Here is a 15,363-nt window from a genome sequence, read left to right as displayed (position 1 = left end):
TTGACCCGCCATTAGGGCACTGACAGACTTTACGAAAGTCGAACTAATGTGTGCCTGATTCGGGGAGCCGTCCGGTGTCAATCCGTCGTTTCGCGAGCTCGCTCGCCATCATCGTCGCGGGAGCCCTGTTCGCGACATCCGGGCCGATCGGAACGGTCGCCGCCCACGCAGATCCACCACCGACACCCACCGCGCCGCACTCGTCGAGCGCCGCGCCGTCCGCCGCGAACGCGCACCCTGCGATTCCCGGCTCGCCGCAGCCGAGCACCCCCGGCTCAACAGCGCCTTCTTCATCGCCGTCGACGCTGCCCTCGACGCCTTCGACGCCTTCGACGCCCTCGACGACTTCGACGCCGCCGACGACCCAGGCAAGCCCGGCAAGCCCGTCGACGCAGACCCCGCCGCGCAACGACGCCAAGCCCTCCACACCGGCCAAGCCCTCCTCCCCCGACGTGGTGCCCAACCTCGTCCTGCCGCCCTGTTCCCCCAACAGCACCGACACCTCGATCCCGGACCCGGGCGGCCCGCGCTGCATCGCCGGGCTCTCGATGTCCACGCGGCGGACCCTGGGCTACGTGTACAACCCGGCGACCGGGAGCTACACCGTGCCCTGCATCAGCGACCCGCGCGCCCTGATACCGGACGCGACCTACAGCAAGATGGACTGCAAGCCGTTGTATCTGGCGGGCGAGAACATCGCGCAGACGCGGGTGATCGCGCAGCTGAACGCGGCCGGCGTCTACGGCGACAGCGCGGCGACGGGCATCACGGCCAACCTGCAGTGGGAGACGATCCTGCCCGACCCCGCGGCGCCGGACAAGAACAACCGCCCGGACCTTCTCCTGTACGACCGCACCAAGGCGAACGGCCCGGTCGGGCTGGTGGAGATGAAGGGCAACTGGAACACCAAAGACGACCCGGTGGCGGAGGTCAAGAAGTACGTCCAGGACTGGCCGGTGAGCAATCACCCGGCTGTGGAATACCACTTCACGACGCCGATCAGCGACGACTTCAAGATCCAGCTGGAACCGCCGTGCAAGGACGACCCGACCAAGCACTCCTACTACCAGTTCCACACCTACAGCGACCCGGCCAATGACGGCGTGATCCGGATCTCCCGGACCTTCGTGGGCTGCCCGCCGCGCCAGAAGGGCAGCGGCCAGGACGAGCAGAACGGCGGCTACCAGGGGACCATCGGCGCCGACGCCGACCACAACGGCGTCGACGACATCTGGGACTTCGTCAGGAACCACCCGGAGCTGTGGTACCTGACCACTCCGATGCTCATCCCCACCTTCCACCCCTTGTCCAAGCCGGTCATGGTCTCGCTGGACCGCGACGCGCTGACGGAGCTGGAGGAGGCCACCGAGGACGCCGCCCCGGACGCCATCGACGCGGAATGGGCGGCGCTGGTCGACAGCATGCCCGACGCGGTCGCCGAGGCGGCCGCCGACATCGCCGCCGGCGACGCGACCGCGCTGGGGTTGGACGCCACCGAGATGGCTCTGGCGGAGCTGGCGCTGGACGGCGGGTTCGTCACCCTCAGCGCGTTGTTCGTGGCACCGTTGATCGCCGCGGCCGTCCTGGCGGCGATCTGGGCGGTGATGCACTGGCACCTGTTCGGCGATCCGCACATGACGACCCTGGACGGACTGGCCTACGACCTCCAGGACCAAGGGGAGTTCGAGGTCGTCCACGTCCCCAGCCTGAACCTCGACGTCCAAGCCAGATTCCTGCCTTTGGGCGGTTCCAGAACGTTCACCGTGGTGGACTCGGTGGTCTTCACGATCAACGGGTCCCTCGTCGAGCTGAACCAGCATGGGGTCGCGACCGTCAACAGCGTGCCGATCCCCTCGTCGCAGACGCTGACCGAGTTCGGCGACGGTGCGGCGCTGGTCCGCAACGGCAACAAGTTCGTGGCGACCTTCGGCGCGGGGAACGCCCGCCTTGCCTTCGGTGACAGCAGCCTGGGCTTCGACATCGCCCCGGGCATACCGACCACCGGACTGCTCGGCAACAACGACGGCATCCCGGGCAACGACCTGGTCATGGCCGACGGCACGCCCCTGACCTCGCCGACCGCCGCCACGATCGACGGCACGTACGCGAACTCCTGGCGGCTCACGGACAACGAGTCCGACTTCACCTACGACGAAGACATGGACACCGCGGCGTACACCGACCTCACGTTCCCCTCGAACGTGGTGACGCTGGCCGACTTCGCACAGTCCGACCAGGACCTCGCGCGCCAGGCGTGCAACGCCCAAGCGGTCCCCCCGGGTCCGCAGTTCGACGCCTGCATGCTCGACGTCGCCCAGACCGGCGACGCGAACTACGCCAAGGCCGCCGCGGCGGTGACCGACGTCCTTCAGGACTACTCCGCGCACACCGTGGACGCCAGCGGCACCGTGACCGAGAACTTCGAAGGCGCGGTCGGCAGCAACTTCCGCCCCGACAGCACCGAGTCGATCGGCGGCACGACCGCGGCCGGCCCGGTGTTCGACGGCAGCGGTTACAGCTTCAGCGTCCCGTCGCTGCCGAACCACTCCGGCGCCACGGTCGCCTTCGACGTCTACGCGGTCGGCATCACCAGCGCCAACGCCCAGAACCAGACCCTGACGGTGAAGGTCGGGGATCTGGCGACCACCGCGGTACTCGCCTTCACCCCGACGGCGGCGAGCGTGTCCTCGGGCTCTGCGACGGTCACCGCGCTGGGCCAGGGCCAGACCGCCCAGGGCGCGCCCTACCAGCGCTACCGGGTCACCATGACGACCCCGCAGTACAGCGACGAGATGCGGGTGCAGCTGACGCCGTCGGGCTTCCGGGGCATCATCGGCACCAGCCTGGCCGTCGACAACATCTCCGTAGGCGTCACGCTCGTCCCGGCGCAGACGTTCGCCGCGGCACTGCCGCTGGCGGTCTCGGCCGGCACCGTCGACGGCGCTGCCGCGGCGGGCGCCGGAACGCTGGAGAACACCGGATCGGCGGATGTGTACTCCTTCACCGTCCCGGCCGGCGGCCAGCACCTGAACCTCAGCATCGGCTCGTGCCCCGCTGAGGGGCAGTCCGACGGCATCTCCTGGACCCTGGCGACCGCGGCGGGCCACACGACCGCCTCAGGGGTCTGTCTCGACCGGGACCTCGGGCTCGTGGCGGCCGGACAGTACACGCTGACCGTCCGCGGCCCGGGACTCGTCGGACCGTACACGGTCAACATGGAGGCTCCGCAGTCATTCACGGCGACCTTGCCTCTGGCGGTGACGGCGAACACCCTGAACGGGACCGCCACCACCGGGGCGGGGGTGTTCGAGGACGGCGCGTCGCAGGACATGTACTCCTTCACCGTCCCGACCGGCGGCAAGCAGCTCGCGGTGAGCCTGCGCTCGTGCCCGGCGTCGGACAACTACTCCCCGGGCACCTGGAAGCTGCTCGACGCCGCGACGCAGACCGTGGTCCACTCCGGCTACGGCGGGTGCTCCTACGCGGACTTCGGGACGCTGCCGGCCGGCTCCTACACGCTGCTCGTCGCGGCCAACGGCACGCCGGGCCCGTACACCCTGGACCTGTTGTCGCCGCAGTCCTTCACGGCGACCCTGCCGCTGACGACGACGGCGAACACCATCAACGGGACCGCGACACCGGGCGCGAGCGACTTCGAGACCGGCGCTTCGCAGGACACGTACACCTTCACAGTGCCGACCGACGGCCAGTTCCTGGACCTGGACATCACGGCGTGCCCGACGGCCGGCTACTCCACGCCGCTGCGCTGGAAGCTGATCAACACCGCGACCGGAGCCAGCGCCGCCAACGGAAACTGCTCGTATTCCAGCCTCGGTCCACTGGCGGCGGGCGGCTACCAACTTCTGGTCAGCGCCGGGGGCGTGGCCGGCGGCTACGCGCTGAACCTCGAGGCGCCGCAGTCGTTCGCGGCGACCTTCCCGCTGGCGGTGTCGCCGAACGTGGTCAACGGCGCGGCGGCGACCGGCGCGGGCCGGTTCGAGACCGTCGCGTCGCAGGACATGTACACGCTCACCGCGCCGTCCGACGGCTCGCCGGTGCTGCTGGACATCGCCTCGTGCCCGACGCTGGACTACAGCACCACGCTGACCTGGCGGCTGCTCGACAGCTCCGGCACGGCGATCGCCCACGGCAAGTGCGGCGTGGCCGGCCTCGGGGTCCTGGCCGCCGGCAGCTACCGGCTGGCGGTGGACTCCGGCGGGATGATCGGGACCTACAGCCTGTTCGCCAGCGCGGGCGGCGCGGGGACCCCGGCGGCGACCTTGGACGGCACGCCGGACGTGGTCACCACCACCGTCGCGGCGCAGTCGGTCGCGATCGGCTTCGTCAACCCGACGAGCCAGACCGTCGCGGTGACCGGCTCCTCCACCCTCACCAGCGGTGACTGCGACTACTCCTCGCTGGTGTTCTACCTGTACGACCACACCGGCGCCGAGGTCACCCACACCGGCCTGCAATGCGGCAGCGCCGGGATGCTCTACTCGCCGGTGCTGCCGGCCGGGTCCTACACCCTGCTCATCGTTCCGCCGGCGCCGGTCACCGGGAAGCTGGGCGTGCAGATCTTCGGCGCGTCCTCGACCGCGGTGACCGCGACGCTGGACGGCGCGCCGGCGTCGGTGACGACGACAGCCGCCTCCCAGTCGGCGGTGGTCAGCTTCACCAACCCGGCGCTCCAGGCGGTGACGATCACCGGCTCCGCGGCGATCACCAGCGGGGACTGCGACTACAGCTCGGTGAAGTTCTACCTCTACGACCACTCCGGTACGCAGGTGAAGAGCGGGAGCCTGAGCTGCGGCAGCGCGGGCGTGCTGTACTCCCCGACGCTGGGCGCGGGGTCCTACATGATGTTGATCGCCCCGCCCGGGCCGGTCACGGGTACCTACGGCGTGCAGGTCTTCGGCGCCGGGTCGTCGATGGCGACCGCGGCACTGGACGGCACGCCCGCCTCGGTGACCACGACCACCGCCTCGAAGGCGGTCGCGGTCGGCTTCACCCTTCCCGCCGACCAGGCGGTGACCGTCACCGGCTCGACAACGATCACCGGGGACTGCGACTACAGCTCGGTGAAGTTCTACATCTACGACCACTCCGGCAACCAGGTGAGCAACGCGAGCCTGAGCTGCGGCTCATCCGGCGTGCTGTTCGGCAAGGCCCTGACCGCCGGGTCGTACACGGTGCTGGCGGTCCCGCCGGGACCGGTGACGGGCAGCTACGGCGTCCAGGTCTTCGGCGGGAGCGTTCCGGCGGTCGCCACGCTGGACGGGACGCCCAAGGCGGTGACCACCACGGTCGCCTCGCAGGCGGCGGCGGTGCGCTTCACGGTGCCGAGCAGCCAGACGGTGACGATCGCCGGATACGCGACGATCACCACCGGCGACTGCGACTACGCCTCGGTGAAGTTCTACCTCTATGACAGCACCGGTACCCAGCTGAAGAACCAGAGCGTCAGCTGCGGCTCGTCCGCCGCGCTGTACGGCGCGACGCTGGCGGCGGGCTCCTACACGCTGGTCGCCGTCCCGCCGGGCCCGGTGGCCGGTACCTACGGCGTCCAGGTCTTCGGGGCGACACCGCCGGCGACCGCCGCCCTGGACGGCACGCCGACCTCGGTGGCCACCACGACCGCGTCCCGGTCGGTGGGCATCGGATTCACTGTGGCGACCGCCCAGACCGTCACGATCACCGGCTCCTCGGCGATCACCGGCGACTGCAACTACGCGTCAGTGCACTACTACCTGTACGACCACACCGGCGCGCAGCTGAACAACATGAGCCTCAGCTGCGGGAGCGCGGACGTTCTGTTCGCCCCGACCCTGGCAGCCGGTTCCTACCTGCTGCTGATCGTGCCGCCGGGCCCGGTGACCGGCACCTACGGCGCCCAGGTCTTCGGCGCCACGGCGGTATCGGCCACGGCCGCGCTGACCGGCGCCCCGGTCTCGGCGACCACCACGATCGCCGGCCGCGCGGCGGCGTTCGGCTTCACCGTCCCGACCAGCCAGGCCGTCATGATCGCCGGTTCCTCGACGATCACCGCCAACTGCAACTACACGTCAGTGCACTACTACCTCTACGACAGCACCGGCACCAAGGTGAAGAACGTCAGCCTCAGCTGCGGCAGCGCCGGCCAACTCTTCACCGCGACCCTGGCCGCCGGCTCCTACAAGGTGGTGATCGTCCCGCCCGGTCCGCAGACCGGCAAGTACACCGCCCAGGTCTTCGGCGCGACCGCCTCATCGGCGACCGCGCCCACCACCGGCACGCTGACGTCGGTGAAGACGACCGTCGCGGGCCAAGCCACCTCGATCGCCTTCACCACCACGGCGGCCAAGAACGTGACACTGGCCGGCGCCACGACGATCACCGGAGGCACCTGCGGCACCACATCAATGGCCTACTACCTCTTCGACCACACCGGTACCCAACTCAAGAACGGCAGCCTCGGCTGCGGCAGCACCGGCACGCTGTACACGATGACGGCACTGCCGGCCGGCTCCTACACGGTACGGATCGTGCCGTCGGGCCTGGTGTACGGATCGCTGGGGGTGAAGGTGACCGCGGCCTGATCCGCCGGGTCCTGATCGCAGCACGCTGATCGGGCCGGGTCCGCCGTCGGGCGGGCCCGGCCCGATCTGTCTGTCCCGTCCCCCGGAACATCCGTCGAGTTCAGGAACGGAGGCTCCTGAGGCCGGCGCGGATTTCGCCGATCAAAATCTCGGGCTGTTCCAATGCTGCGAAGTGTCCGCCCTGGGCAGCCTCGCCGTAGTGGATCAGGTTCGTGTAGGTGTCTTCGATCCAGGTTCGCGGAAGGCGCGGGATGTCGCGGGGGAAGACCGTCACCGCCACGGGCAGCGCCAGCTTCGGGCCGGCCATGCTGCTCGCCTTGTTCTCCCAGTAGATGCGGGCGGACGACGCGGCGCTGTTGGTGAACCAGTACAGAGATATCGCATCGAGCATGTCGTCGATGCCGATAGCCTGTTCGGCGAGTCCCTGATTGTCCGTCTTGGATTGGAATTTTTCGTAGATCCAGGCGGCTTGCCCGGCCGGGGAGTCCGCGAGAGCGATGCCGACGGTCTCCGGCTTCGTGCCCTGAAGGTGGTTGGATCCGCCGAGATCACCGAGGTAATGCGCGAGGGTGTCCACGGCGTAGCGCTCTTCGGGCGACAGCGTGTCAGGTATCTGCGCAGGGAAAGCGTATTGAGTGTTCAAGTGAATCCCGAGAAGGCCCTCAGGCTGCATCGCTCCGAGGGCGGTAGTAACGACCGCGCCCCAATCGCCGCCTTGAGCAGCCCAGCTCGTATAGCCAAGACGCTTCATGAGTTCCGCCCACGCGCCTGCGATACGGGAAACAGTCCAGCCCGTATCGGTCGGCTTTTGACTGAACCCAAACCCGGGCAGCGACGGGATGACGACGTCGAAGGAATCTTCGATGGTTCCTCCGAAGGACACCGGGTCGGTCAGCGGGCCGATCAGTTTCAGGAATTCGACGATCGACCCCGGCCAGCCGTGCGTCAAGATCAGAGGCATCGCATTCGGATTCTTGGACTTGACATGAATGAAGTGAATGTCGAGCCCATCGATCGTGGTCAGGAAATGGGGAAAACTATTAAGTTCCGCTTCGAATCGGCGCCAGTCGTATTCTCGCTCCCAGTAGTCGACGAGCGATCTGGCGTTCTCCAGGCGGACTCCCTGCGACCAGTCGGGGACGGTCTCCGGATTCGGCCAGCGCGTCCTGGCCAGCCGCTGCTTCAGGTCCTCGATCTCGGCGTCGGAGATCGCGACGGTGAACGGACGGACCAGGTCTGAGGGTGAGTCTGAGGATGCGGACGTCGATGCGGTCATGGCCTTGCGCTCCTGACTACGTGTTGCGCGGTGGTGCGGCGATCCGCTGCACACCAGTGTGCAATGCACATCACTGTGCAACGTACCCCATTGCACACCACCGTGCAATGATGAGGAGGTGCAGACCGAATCCGCCCGGGCGCGCGCCATGAACGAAACCCGGAACCGCATCCTCGACGTCGCCCTCGAGCTCCTGGGCCAGAACCCCGACGCGGGCATGGCCGACATCGCCTCCGCCGCCGGCGTGGTCCGCCGCACCGTCTACGGCTACTTCCCCGCCCGCGCCGACCTCGTGCACACCCTCGCCCGACGCGCCGTGGACGAGGTCGTAGCCGTACTCACCCAAGTCAACGCCGCACAGGCACCACCCGAAGAAGTCTGGACCGACTTCATCACCCACCTCTGGCCCTTAGCCCGCCGCTACCGAGTCCTCCTAGCACTCCGACGCGGCGAATACGGCGAAGAGATCCACGCCCTCCTAGGACCAGTCGACGAAATCCTCGCCAACCTCGTACACCGAGGCCAGGACCACCAGGTGTTCGGACGACACCTCCCCCCAACGGTCCTCAGCCAGGTCGCCTACGCCGCCGTATTCGCCATCGCCGACAGCAGCCTCTCCAACCCAACCCTCAACGCCCGCGCCGCAACCATCACAAGCCTCCTCATCCTCGGCGTCCCCGAAGCGCGCGCCACCGCCCTCGCGGATCGTCAGCGGTAGCGCACACTGACCAGCCCGAGCGGCACTGAAGCACACGAGCAAGACCGCCGACCTGATCGCCAGCGGTAGCACGCATCGATCGGCGTGCGCGGCACTGAAGCACACGAGCAAGGCCGCCGACCTGATCGCCAGCGGCAGCACACACTGATCGGCCCGCGCAGCACTGAAACACACGAGCAAAGCCACCTACCTGATCGCGAGCGGCAAAGCACACCGATCAGCTCGCGCGGCACTGAGGCACACGAGCAAAGCCGCCTACCTGGTCGCGAGCGGCAGCGGGCACGCTCTGACCAGCCCGCGCGGCACTGGAGCGCTGGAGCGAGGCCGCCGACTCTGAAGCGGAGTTTTCTGGCGCTGAGTGACCGGCTTCGGTTCTCCTCGCATTACGGCTGCCGTTGTGCCCGGCGGGCCAAGCTGTCCGCGCGCCGCAAGGATCTGAGAAGGAGGGCCGCTCCCGAGGTCCGGAGGTCCCGAGGCCCCGAGGTCCTCCCTCCGTGCTCTTTCGTCAGCTCGGCTCGCCGTTGAGGTAGCAGTCGGGTACCCAGCCGGTCTGTCCGCTGGCCAGGTCCGTGCCGTGGTACCAGTAGGTCGTCGTCGCGCCGTTGGTGCAGGTCGTCGACTGGCCGGTGGGGACGTAGTCGAACGTCTTGAAGACCTGGCCGGCCGTGCCGGTGGCCAGGCGCGCCGTGGGGTTGTTGGGGTCGTTCCAGATGCCGACGTCGCCTTGGGAGTAGTTGGTCGTTTCATCGGCGCAGGCGCCTGGCTGGTTGTTCTGGTTGTCGTAGAAGAAGCAGCTGCCTGTGGCGGCGGCTGGAGCCGCAGAGGCGGGAACGGCGAGTGCGGCGACTCCGCCAAGGCTCGCGACGGCGACGAGCAGGCGCGCGGCGATTCGGGGACTCATCATGCGTCCAGTGTGATCGCGGGCGGCCTCAAATCGCCGTCAATCCGGTGTCATCAGCCGGATTCCCGCCACGGGTTTCGGCCGGGTGGTGTCGGGTGCTGACGGGTATCGTCGGGTCATGGAGACGCTTCCCCTGGTCGTGTCGGTAAACGTCGGGCCGGCGCGGCCCACCGAGCACTCCGATGTCGGCTTCACAGGTATCGACAAGCGGCCGGCTTCCGGGCCGGTGCAGGTCACGGTTCCCGGTCGCGGTGGCAGTGGATTGGCTGGCGACGTGCTGTGCGACACGCGGTTCCACGGCGGGGTGACGCAGGCGGTGTACGCCTTCGCGCGCGAGGATCTGGACGAGTGGGCCTCCACGCTGGGCCGCGTGCTCGACAACGGCGTCTTCGGCGAGAACCTCACCACATCAGGACTCGATGTCACCGGTGCGATCGTCGGCGAGCGGTGGCGGATCGGGTCGGCGCTGCTGGAGGTGACCGCGCCACGGATTCCGTGCCGGACGTTCGCCGGATGGCTCGGCGAGCAGGGGTGGATCAAGACATTCACGAAGCGGGCGGCTCCCGGCGCCTACCTGCGGGTCGTCGAGCAGGGACAGGTTCGCGCCGGGGACTCGGTCACCGTGCTCGACCAACCCTCGCACGGCGTCAGCGTCGGCGAGTCGTTCCGCGCGCTGACGACCGCGCGGGACCTGCTGCCGCGGCTGCTGATGGTCGAATCGCTCGCTGACACGGCGCGGAAACGGCTGGGCGGCGAATCTGAGTCCGAGTAGAGCAAGAGTCTGACTAGCCGCGAAGCAAGTGATCAGCGCCTGGGCCCGGACCTTCGGCGAGATCGCCTGGACCCCCGCCGAGGCACGGGCCGCCGACCTCGCCCCAGCCCTCCAGCGAGGCGCCTGAATCGGCACCTTCAACGGCTCCGTCTCCCTGGCCTATGCCGTGGGCCCACTAGCCGTACTGGAAATCCACGCCTCCGCGAGCGACTCAGTGGTCTGGTGGGAGCGGCGCCGCCATGGCGGCACTCGGAGCGACGCTGGCGGTGGCAGCACTGCAGCCAGCGCTTCAGCGGTACCCGTAGGCCTGCCAATTCTCCAGGACACGCTGCTGGATCTCGGCGGGCCAGCCGTTCTCGAAGCTGCCCTTGATGGGGCGGGCGCCCTCGGGGAAGAGGTCGGCGAGGAGGCAGTTGTAGATGACCTTTCCGGCCATGAAGGTGTGGGCCTCCTCGGGGGAGAGGTAGACCGCGAGTTGGTCGCTGACCTTGGGTGGGAAGTGGAATTCGCCGCGGTTCACGTCGGGGTGCGAGCGGGTTGCGAAGGCCCAGACGACCTGCTCCAGGTCGGTGATGTCGACGTCGTCCTCGACCAGCAGGATCTTCGGTGCGTTCACTGAGGGCTTGCCGGTGAAGATGATGTCCGCGATCTTCTGGACGAGGTCGGTCGAGGACAGGCCTGTGGCGGTGTGCCAGTCCTGGCGGACGGCCAGGGTCAGCCAGTGCACGGCTGCTTCGTAGTTGTACCAGGCGGAGGAGATGGGGAGGTCTGCTTCGCGCAGCAGGTAGAGGATCTCTGCGGCGCTGGTGGTGCCGATGATGGTGTGGTTCTCCTCCACCGGCGGGCCGGCGGCGACGATCGGCTGGATCGCGCCGTCCCGGTGGGTGATCGCGGTGACGTGGAAGACCTGCTTCGGCGTCGCGTCGGTGGCGATGTAGCCGGGGAACTCGTTGAACGGGCCTTCCATGACGGTCTCGTCCAGGGAGATGTAGCCCTCGACGACGATCTCCGCGGTGGCCGGGACGAGCAGATCGACGCTCTCCGCCGGGACCAGCTCGATGCCCTCGCCGAACAGCGCGCCGAGGTAGTGCGTCTCGTCCATGCCCTCGGGGATCGGCATGCCGCCCACCCACGGCAGCCCGGGTTCGACGCCGACGGCCAGGGCGATCGGCATCGGCTCCCCGATCTGCGTCCACTGCGCGCGGATGATGCCCAGGTGCTGCGGCGCGGGGATCAGGCACGCGAGGGTGTTCCTATCGGCGATCATCATGCGGTTGATCGACCAGTTGGTCCAGGAACCGTCGGGCGTCTTGGCGATGTTCATGCCGTACGTCTGGATGTAGCGTCCGCCGTCGTTGCCGTGGATCAGCGGCGTGGGGAAGGCGAACAGGTCGATGTCCTCGCCGGTGAGGATGTTCTCCTTGCACGGCGCGCCGGCCTTGTCCACGACGACCGGCGGGATGCCCGGCTTGGCGCGGGCGTCGGCCAGCACCTCGACGATCTGCTGCCCGGTCGCGGTGGCCGGCAGTCCGACCGCGAGCGCCATCCGCGCCAGGCGGTGCTCCGGACCGGAAAGCGCGCCGGGTGCGCCGAGCAGGGCGAAACCAGTTCCCTGATACCCGGTGAGGTTGGTGAACAGCGGCGCCGGCGCGCGCAGGTCGTAGGACCGGCGGGTGATCGCGCCGGCCTCCAGGTTCCAGTCGACCTCGCGGTCGATCCGCTGGATCTCGCCGATCTCATCCAGCGCTTCGATGAACTCACGCAAGCTGCGCAGGTGTGTCAAGGTTCTGCCTTTCAATGCGGGTTGAGGAGGTGGAGCTCACCTCATCCGTTGGTCGCGCTGTCCGCGCTCTCGCCCCAGCGCGGCAGGTCGGGCACGTCGATGCCGAGCAGGTCCAGGGCGCGTCCGGCGGTGTGCTCGACGATGTCCGCGACACTTGCCGGGTTCAGGTAGAAGGCCGGGACGGGAGGCATGACGATGCCGCCGGACTCGGTGACGGCGGTCATGGCACGCAGATGTCCCAGCGTCAGCGGCGTTTCGCGCACCATCAGGACCAGGCGGCGCCGTTCCTTGAGGGTGACGTCGGCAGCGCGGGTCAGCAGGTTGTCGCCGTTGGAGTAGGCGATGGCTGACAGGGTTCTGATCGAGCACGGCGCGACGATCATCCCGGCGGTCCGGAAGGAGCCGGAGGCGATCGCGGCGCCGATGTCGGCCGGCCGGTAGGCGACGTCGGCCATCGCCGCGAGGTCGCGGGCGTCCAGATCCGTTTCGTAGGCGCGGGTCTGTTGTCCGGCGGGAGTCACCACCAGATGTGTTTCCACACCTGCTTTTCGCGCCAGTTCCAACACTTTGATCCCATAGGCGATCCCCGTAGCCCCGCTGATCCCCACCACCAGCCGGCCGGAGCCGATCATCGCTGTCCCGCCTTCGATCCCGTGGTTTCGTGACGCGATCAGCTTCGCGGCACGTCGACTCGGGGCGGTAGTGTGCCCGCGCATGGGGAGGACATGCATTTCGCATATCGACGGGGTGGGTGCGTGGACGAGGCGGTGAACGCGCGCCGGCTGCGCGTGGCCCGGGTCATGCTGTGGTCGGTGTTCGCCGCGATCCTCTTCGTCCGCGTGGTCTCGGGCCGGGACCAAGGCTCCGGGTGGACCGGTATCGCTCTGGCAGGGCTCTCCTATCCGTTGCTGGCCGCGATCATCGCCGGCCGACGCAGTCTCAGGACTCGGATTTGGCTGGTCGCCGGGCTCGCGGTGACCGCCGTCCTGCCGTTCGCGGTGGTCAGCGACGACTGGGACTGGGTTCCGTGGGCATTGGCGGCCGGCGTGCTGTGCGCGTTCCCGCCGCGTGTGGGCTGGCCGCTGTTCGCCGTGATCCTGCTGGCCGTCGGCGCGTACGCGGTGCACCTCGGGGACAACGCGCCGATGTACGTCCCCGACGTCGTCGCCGCCACCGTCGACCGGGAGGTCGTCACCGCCGACGACGCGCTGATCGTCTTCAGCCTGGTCACCCTGGTAGAAATGGTGCGCTGCCTGGGGATCGCGCAGCAGGAGGCGGCACGGCTGGCGCAGTTGCGCGAGCGCACGCGCGTCGACGGCGAACTGCGCGACGTCATCGGCCGCAGGCTGCAGGCGATCCTGTTCCGGCTGCGCAGAGCTTCGGCGGAGGACCGCGAGGAAGCCAGCCGCGACGTCGCCGCCGCCTCCGAGAGCGCGCGGAGCACCCTCGCCGAGGTGCGGGCCCTGGCCGATTCCTACCGGAGCAACCCGGGCGCCGGCGGCTCGCCCCCGATCGAATCGCCGCGCGTGGCCCGCATCGCGATGGTCGCCGTCGCGCTGATCCAGTGCGGGCTCGTCATGAACAACCTGTACCCCTCCCCGCCCGGCGGCCTGTTCCCGCTCGGATCCGACAGATTGGCTGTGGCGTGGACGCTGATCGCCGCCCTCGCGGTGCTGTTCGCCGTCAAGCCCACGCGCATCGTCCTGGCTGCCCAGACCGCCTTGATCCTCGTGCCGCTGCTGTTCCTGAACGCCGACGGGTGGAGCAGGGTTCTGCCACTGTTGATCGGCACCGTGCTGGTCCGGGTCCGGCCGCCGTGGTCCTGGGCGGCTGTGGCCGTCCTGATCGGCGGGCACTACTGGATGCTGGCCGCGGCGGCCGATTCCGTCTTGCACGGCGTGACCGGTCTGGTCGGCGACGTCATCCTCGCGGTCTGGGTGTACAGCCTGTCCCGGCTCGCCGACCTGGTCGCCGTGCTGCGCCGGTCCCGGCAGGAGATCGCCGCCTCGGCGGTCCTCATCGAGCGCACGCGCATCGCCCGCGACCTGCACGACGTCCTCGGGTTCCGGCTCTCGGCCGTGGCGTTGAAGGGCGAACTCGCGGTGCGCCTGCTCGACCGGGACCCGGCACGCGCCGCCGACGAAGTGGGGGCGCTGATCGAGGTGGTCGGGGACGGGATCCTGGAACTCCAAGACGTGACCGGCGACCGGACTCGGCTGCGCCTGGCCGCCGAAGCCGTGGCGGCGCGGGATCTGCTGGAGGTCGCCGGTATCCGGGTCGACCTGACCTTGCAGGCTGGTCCGTTGGCCGATGACTCCGACACCGTCGGAGCGTTGATTCTGCGCGAAGCCGTCACCAATGTGCTGCGGCACAGCGTGGCACGGCGCTGTGAGATCTCTGTCGTCGACGAGGAAGGCTCTGTCTGGATCAGGGTGCTGAACGACGGCGTGGTCGAGCACACGGACAGCGCGCGATCTGGGAACGGACTGGAGAATCTGGCGCGTCGTGTCGAGGGGCGGCTGACCGCCGCTGCGAACTATGCCGACGGCACGTTCGAGCTGCGTGCCCAATTGTCCTCAGGACACATGGCGATGATCGACTGACCGCCGCGCTCATCCGCGCCGTCAGAGCCAGCCCGCTTCCTCGGCGATCCGGATCGCGTCGATCCGGTTCCTGGCATCGAGCTTGGCGACCGCGGACCCGAGGTAGTTGCGGACCGTCCCGTGGCTCAGGAACAGCCGGCCGGCGATCTCCAACGGCCGCGCGCCGGTCGCCGACATACGCAGCACCTCGGTCTCGCGCTGGGACAACGGACTCGGCTGCGCTTCCAAAGCGGCCAGCATCAACGCCGGATCAACCACCCGTCCACCCGCTGCGACAGTCCGGACCGCCTCGGCCAACTCGGCCGGCCGGAGTTCCTTCGAGACGAACCCCGCGACCCGGGCCTGGACCGCGCGCCGCAGGTGGCCCGGCGTCGCCAGCGCGGTGAGAATCAGTACCCTGCATTCAGGAACCCGGTCCCGCAGCAGAGCCGCGGCCTCGATGCCGTCGAGCTCGGGCAGATCGATGTCGAGGACCGCCACGTCCGGCCGGTACTCCAGCACCGCAGGCAGGATCGCCGACCCCCGATCCACCTCCGCCACGACGTCGAGATCCTCCTCGAAGGACAGCAGCTCCCGCAGCGCCGAGCGCAGGATGCCGACGTCCTCGGCGAAGAGAATCCGAATCACCGCGCCATTCTCGCCGCTGGGACCGGACTGCGGCGGCCGATGGACGGTGGCCGATGGACGCAGCCGCAGCTTGACCTTCGAGTCGTGTCGAAGGTTTACGGTCGC

Annotated in this window: 10 protein-coding genes; 4 read left to right on the top strand and 6 right to left on the bottom strand. The window is 68.8% G+C overall.

Features of this window, described 5'->3' with window-relative positions; genetic code table 11:
- Positions 1–43 precede the first annotated feature (43 nt).
- A complete protein-coding gene (locus tag CACI_RS18205; RefSeq protein WP_143765289.1) occupies positions 44–556 on the bottom strand; it encodes a hypothetical protein in 513 nt (170 codons plus the stop codon).
- On the opposite strand from CACI_RS18205, the gene CACI_RS18200 reads away from it, so the two are divergent.
- Positions 549–6,578: a VWD domain-containing protein gene (locus CACI_RS18200; protein ID WP_041540316.1), complete on the top strand. Its 6,030-nt coding sequence runs from the start codon at positions 549–551 to the stop codon at positions 6,576–6,578. The genes CACI_RS18205 and CACI_RS18200 overlap by 8 nt on opposite strands.
- Before the next feature lie 100 nt (positions 6,579–6,678).
- Here CACI_RS18200 and CACI_RS18195 read toward each other — a convergent pair whose 3' ends face one another.
- Complete coding sequence (locus tag CACI_RS18195) at positions 6,679–7,854, bottom strand: epoxide hydrolase family protein (protein ID WP_015792292.1); 1,176 nt, start codon at positions 7,852–7,854, stop codon at positions 6,679–6,681.
- Between the two features lie 118 nt (positions 7,855–7,972).
- Between CACI_RS18195 and CACI_RS18190 the strand changes: the two genes are divergently transcribed.
- Positions 7,973–8,572 carry a TetR/AcrR family transcriptional regulator gene (locus CACI_RS18190; protein WP_015792291.1) on the top strand — a complete coding sequence of 200 codons (600 nt, stop codon included), beginning with the start codon at positions 7,973–7,975 and terminating at the stop codon, positions 8,570–8,572.
- A gap of 505 nt (positions 8,573–9,077) precedes the next feature.
- On the opposite strand, the gene CACI_RS18185 is transcribed toward CACI_RS18190, so the two are convergent.
- Complete coding sequence (locus tag CACI_RS18185) at positions 9,078–9,476, bottom strand: hypothetical protein (protein ID WP_041540315.1); 399 nt, start codon at positions 9,474–9,476, stop codon at positions 9,078–9,080.
- A gap of 115 nt (positions 9,477–9,591) precedes the next feature.
- Here CACI_RS18185 and CACI_RS18180 point away from each other — a divergent pair, with 115 nt between their 5' ends.
- A complete protein-coding gene (locus CACI_RS18180) occupies positions 9,592–10,245 on the top strand; it encodes an MOSC domain-containing protein (RefSeq protein ID WP_015792289.1) in 654 nt (217 codons plus the stop codon).
- Between the two features lie 289 nt (positions 10,246–10,534).
- Here the strand turns inward: CACI_RS18180 and CACI_RS18175 are convergent, their stop codons facing one another.
- Both CACI_RS18175 and CACI_RS18170 read right to left on the bottom strand, forming a co-directional pair.
- Positions 10,535–12,010: a UbiD family decarboxylase gene (locus tag CACI_RS18175; RefSeq protein ID WP_223297571.1), complete on the bottom strand. Its 1,476-nt coding sequence runs from the start codon at positions 12,008–12,010 to the stop codon at positions 10,535–10,537.
- Between the two features lie 59 nt (positions 12,011–12,069).
- Entirely contained in the window at positions 12,070–12,660 is a 591-nt protein-coding gene (locus CACI_RS18170; protein ID WP_015792287.1) for a UbiX family flavin prenyltransferase, read from the bottom strand.
- A gap of 123 nt (positions 12,661–12,783) precedes the next feature.
- On the opposite strand from CACI_RS18170, the gene CACI_RS45735 reads away from it, so the two are divergent.
- The gene (locus CACI_RS45735; protein WP_049871620.1) at positions 12,784–14,631 is read left to right on the top strand and encodes a sensor histidine kinase; all 1,848 of its coding nucleotides are present in this window, start codon (positions 12,784–12,786) and stop codon (positions 14,629–14,631) included.
- A 21-nt stretch (positions 14,632–14,652) separates the two neighbouring features.
- Here CACI_RS45735 and CACI_RS18160 read toward each other — a convergent pair whose 3' ends face one another.
- A complete protein-coding gene (locus CACI_RS18160) occupies positions 14,653–15,258 on the bottom strand; it encodes a response regulator transcription factor (RefSeq protein WP_015792285.1) in 606 nt (201 codons plus the stop codon).
- Positions 15,259–15,363: the final 105 nt, after the last annotated feature.

The sequence above is a fragment of the Catenulispora acidiphila DSM 44928 genome, assembly GCF_000024025.1.
GTDB lineage: Bacteria > Actinomycetota > Actinomycetes > Streptomycetales > Catenulisporaceae > Catenulispora > Catenulispora acidiphila.
Note: the sequence above shows the minus strand (reverse complement) of the source record. Positions and strands in the feature narration are given on the sequence as shown.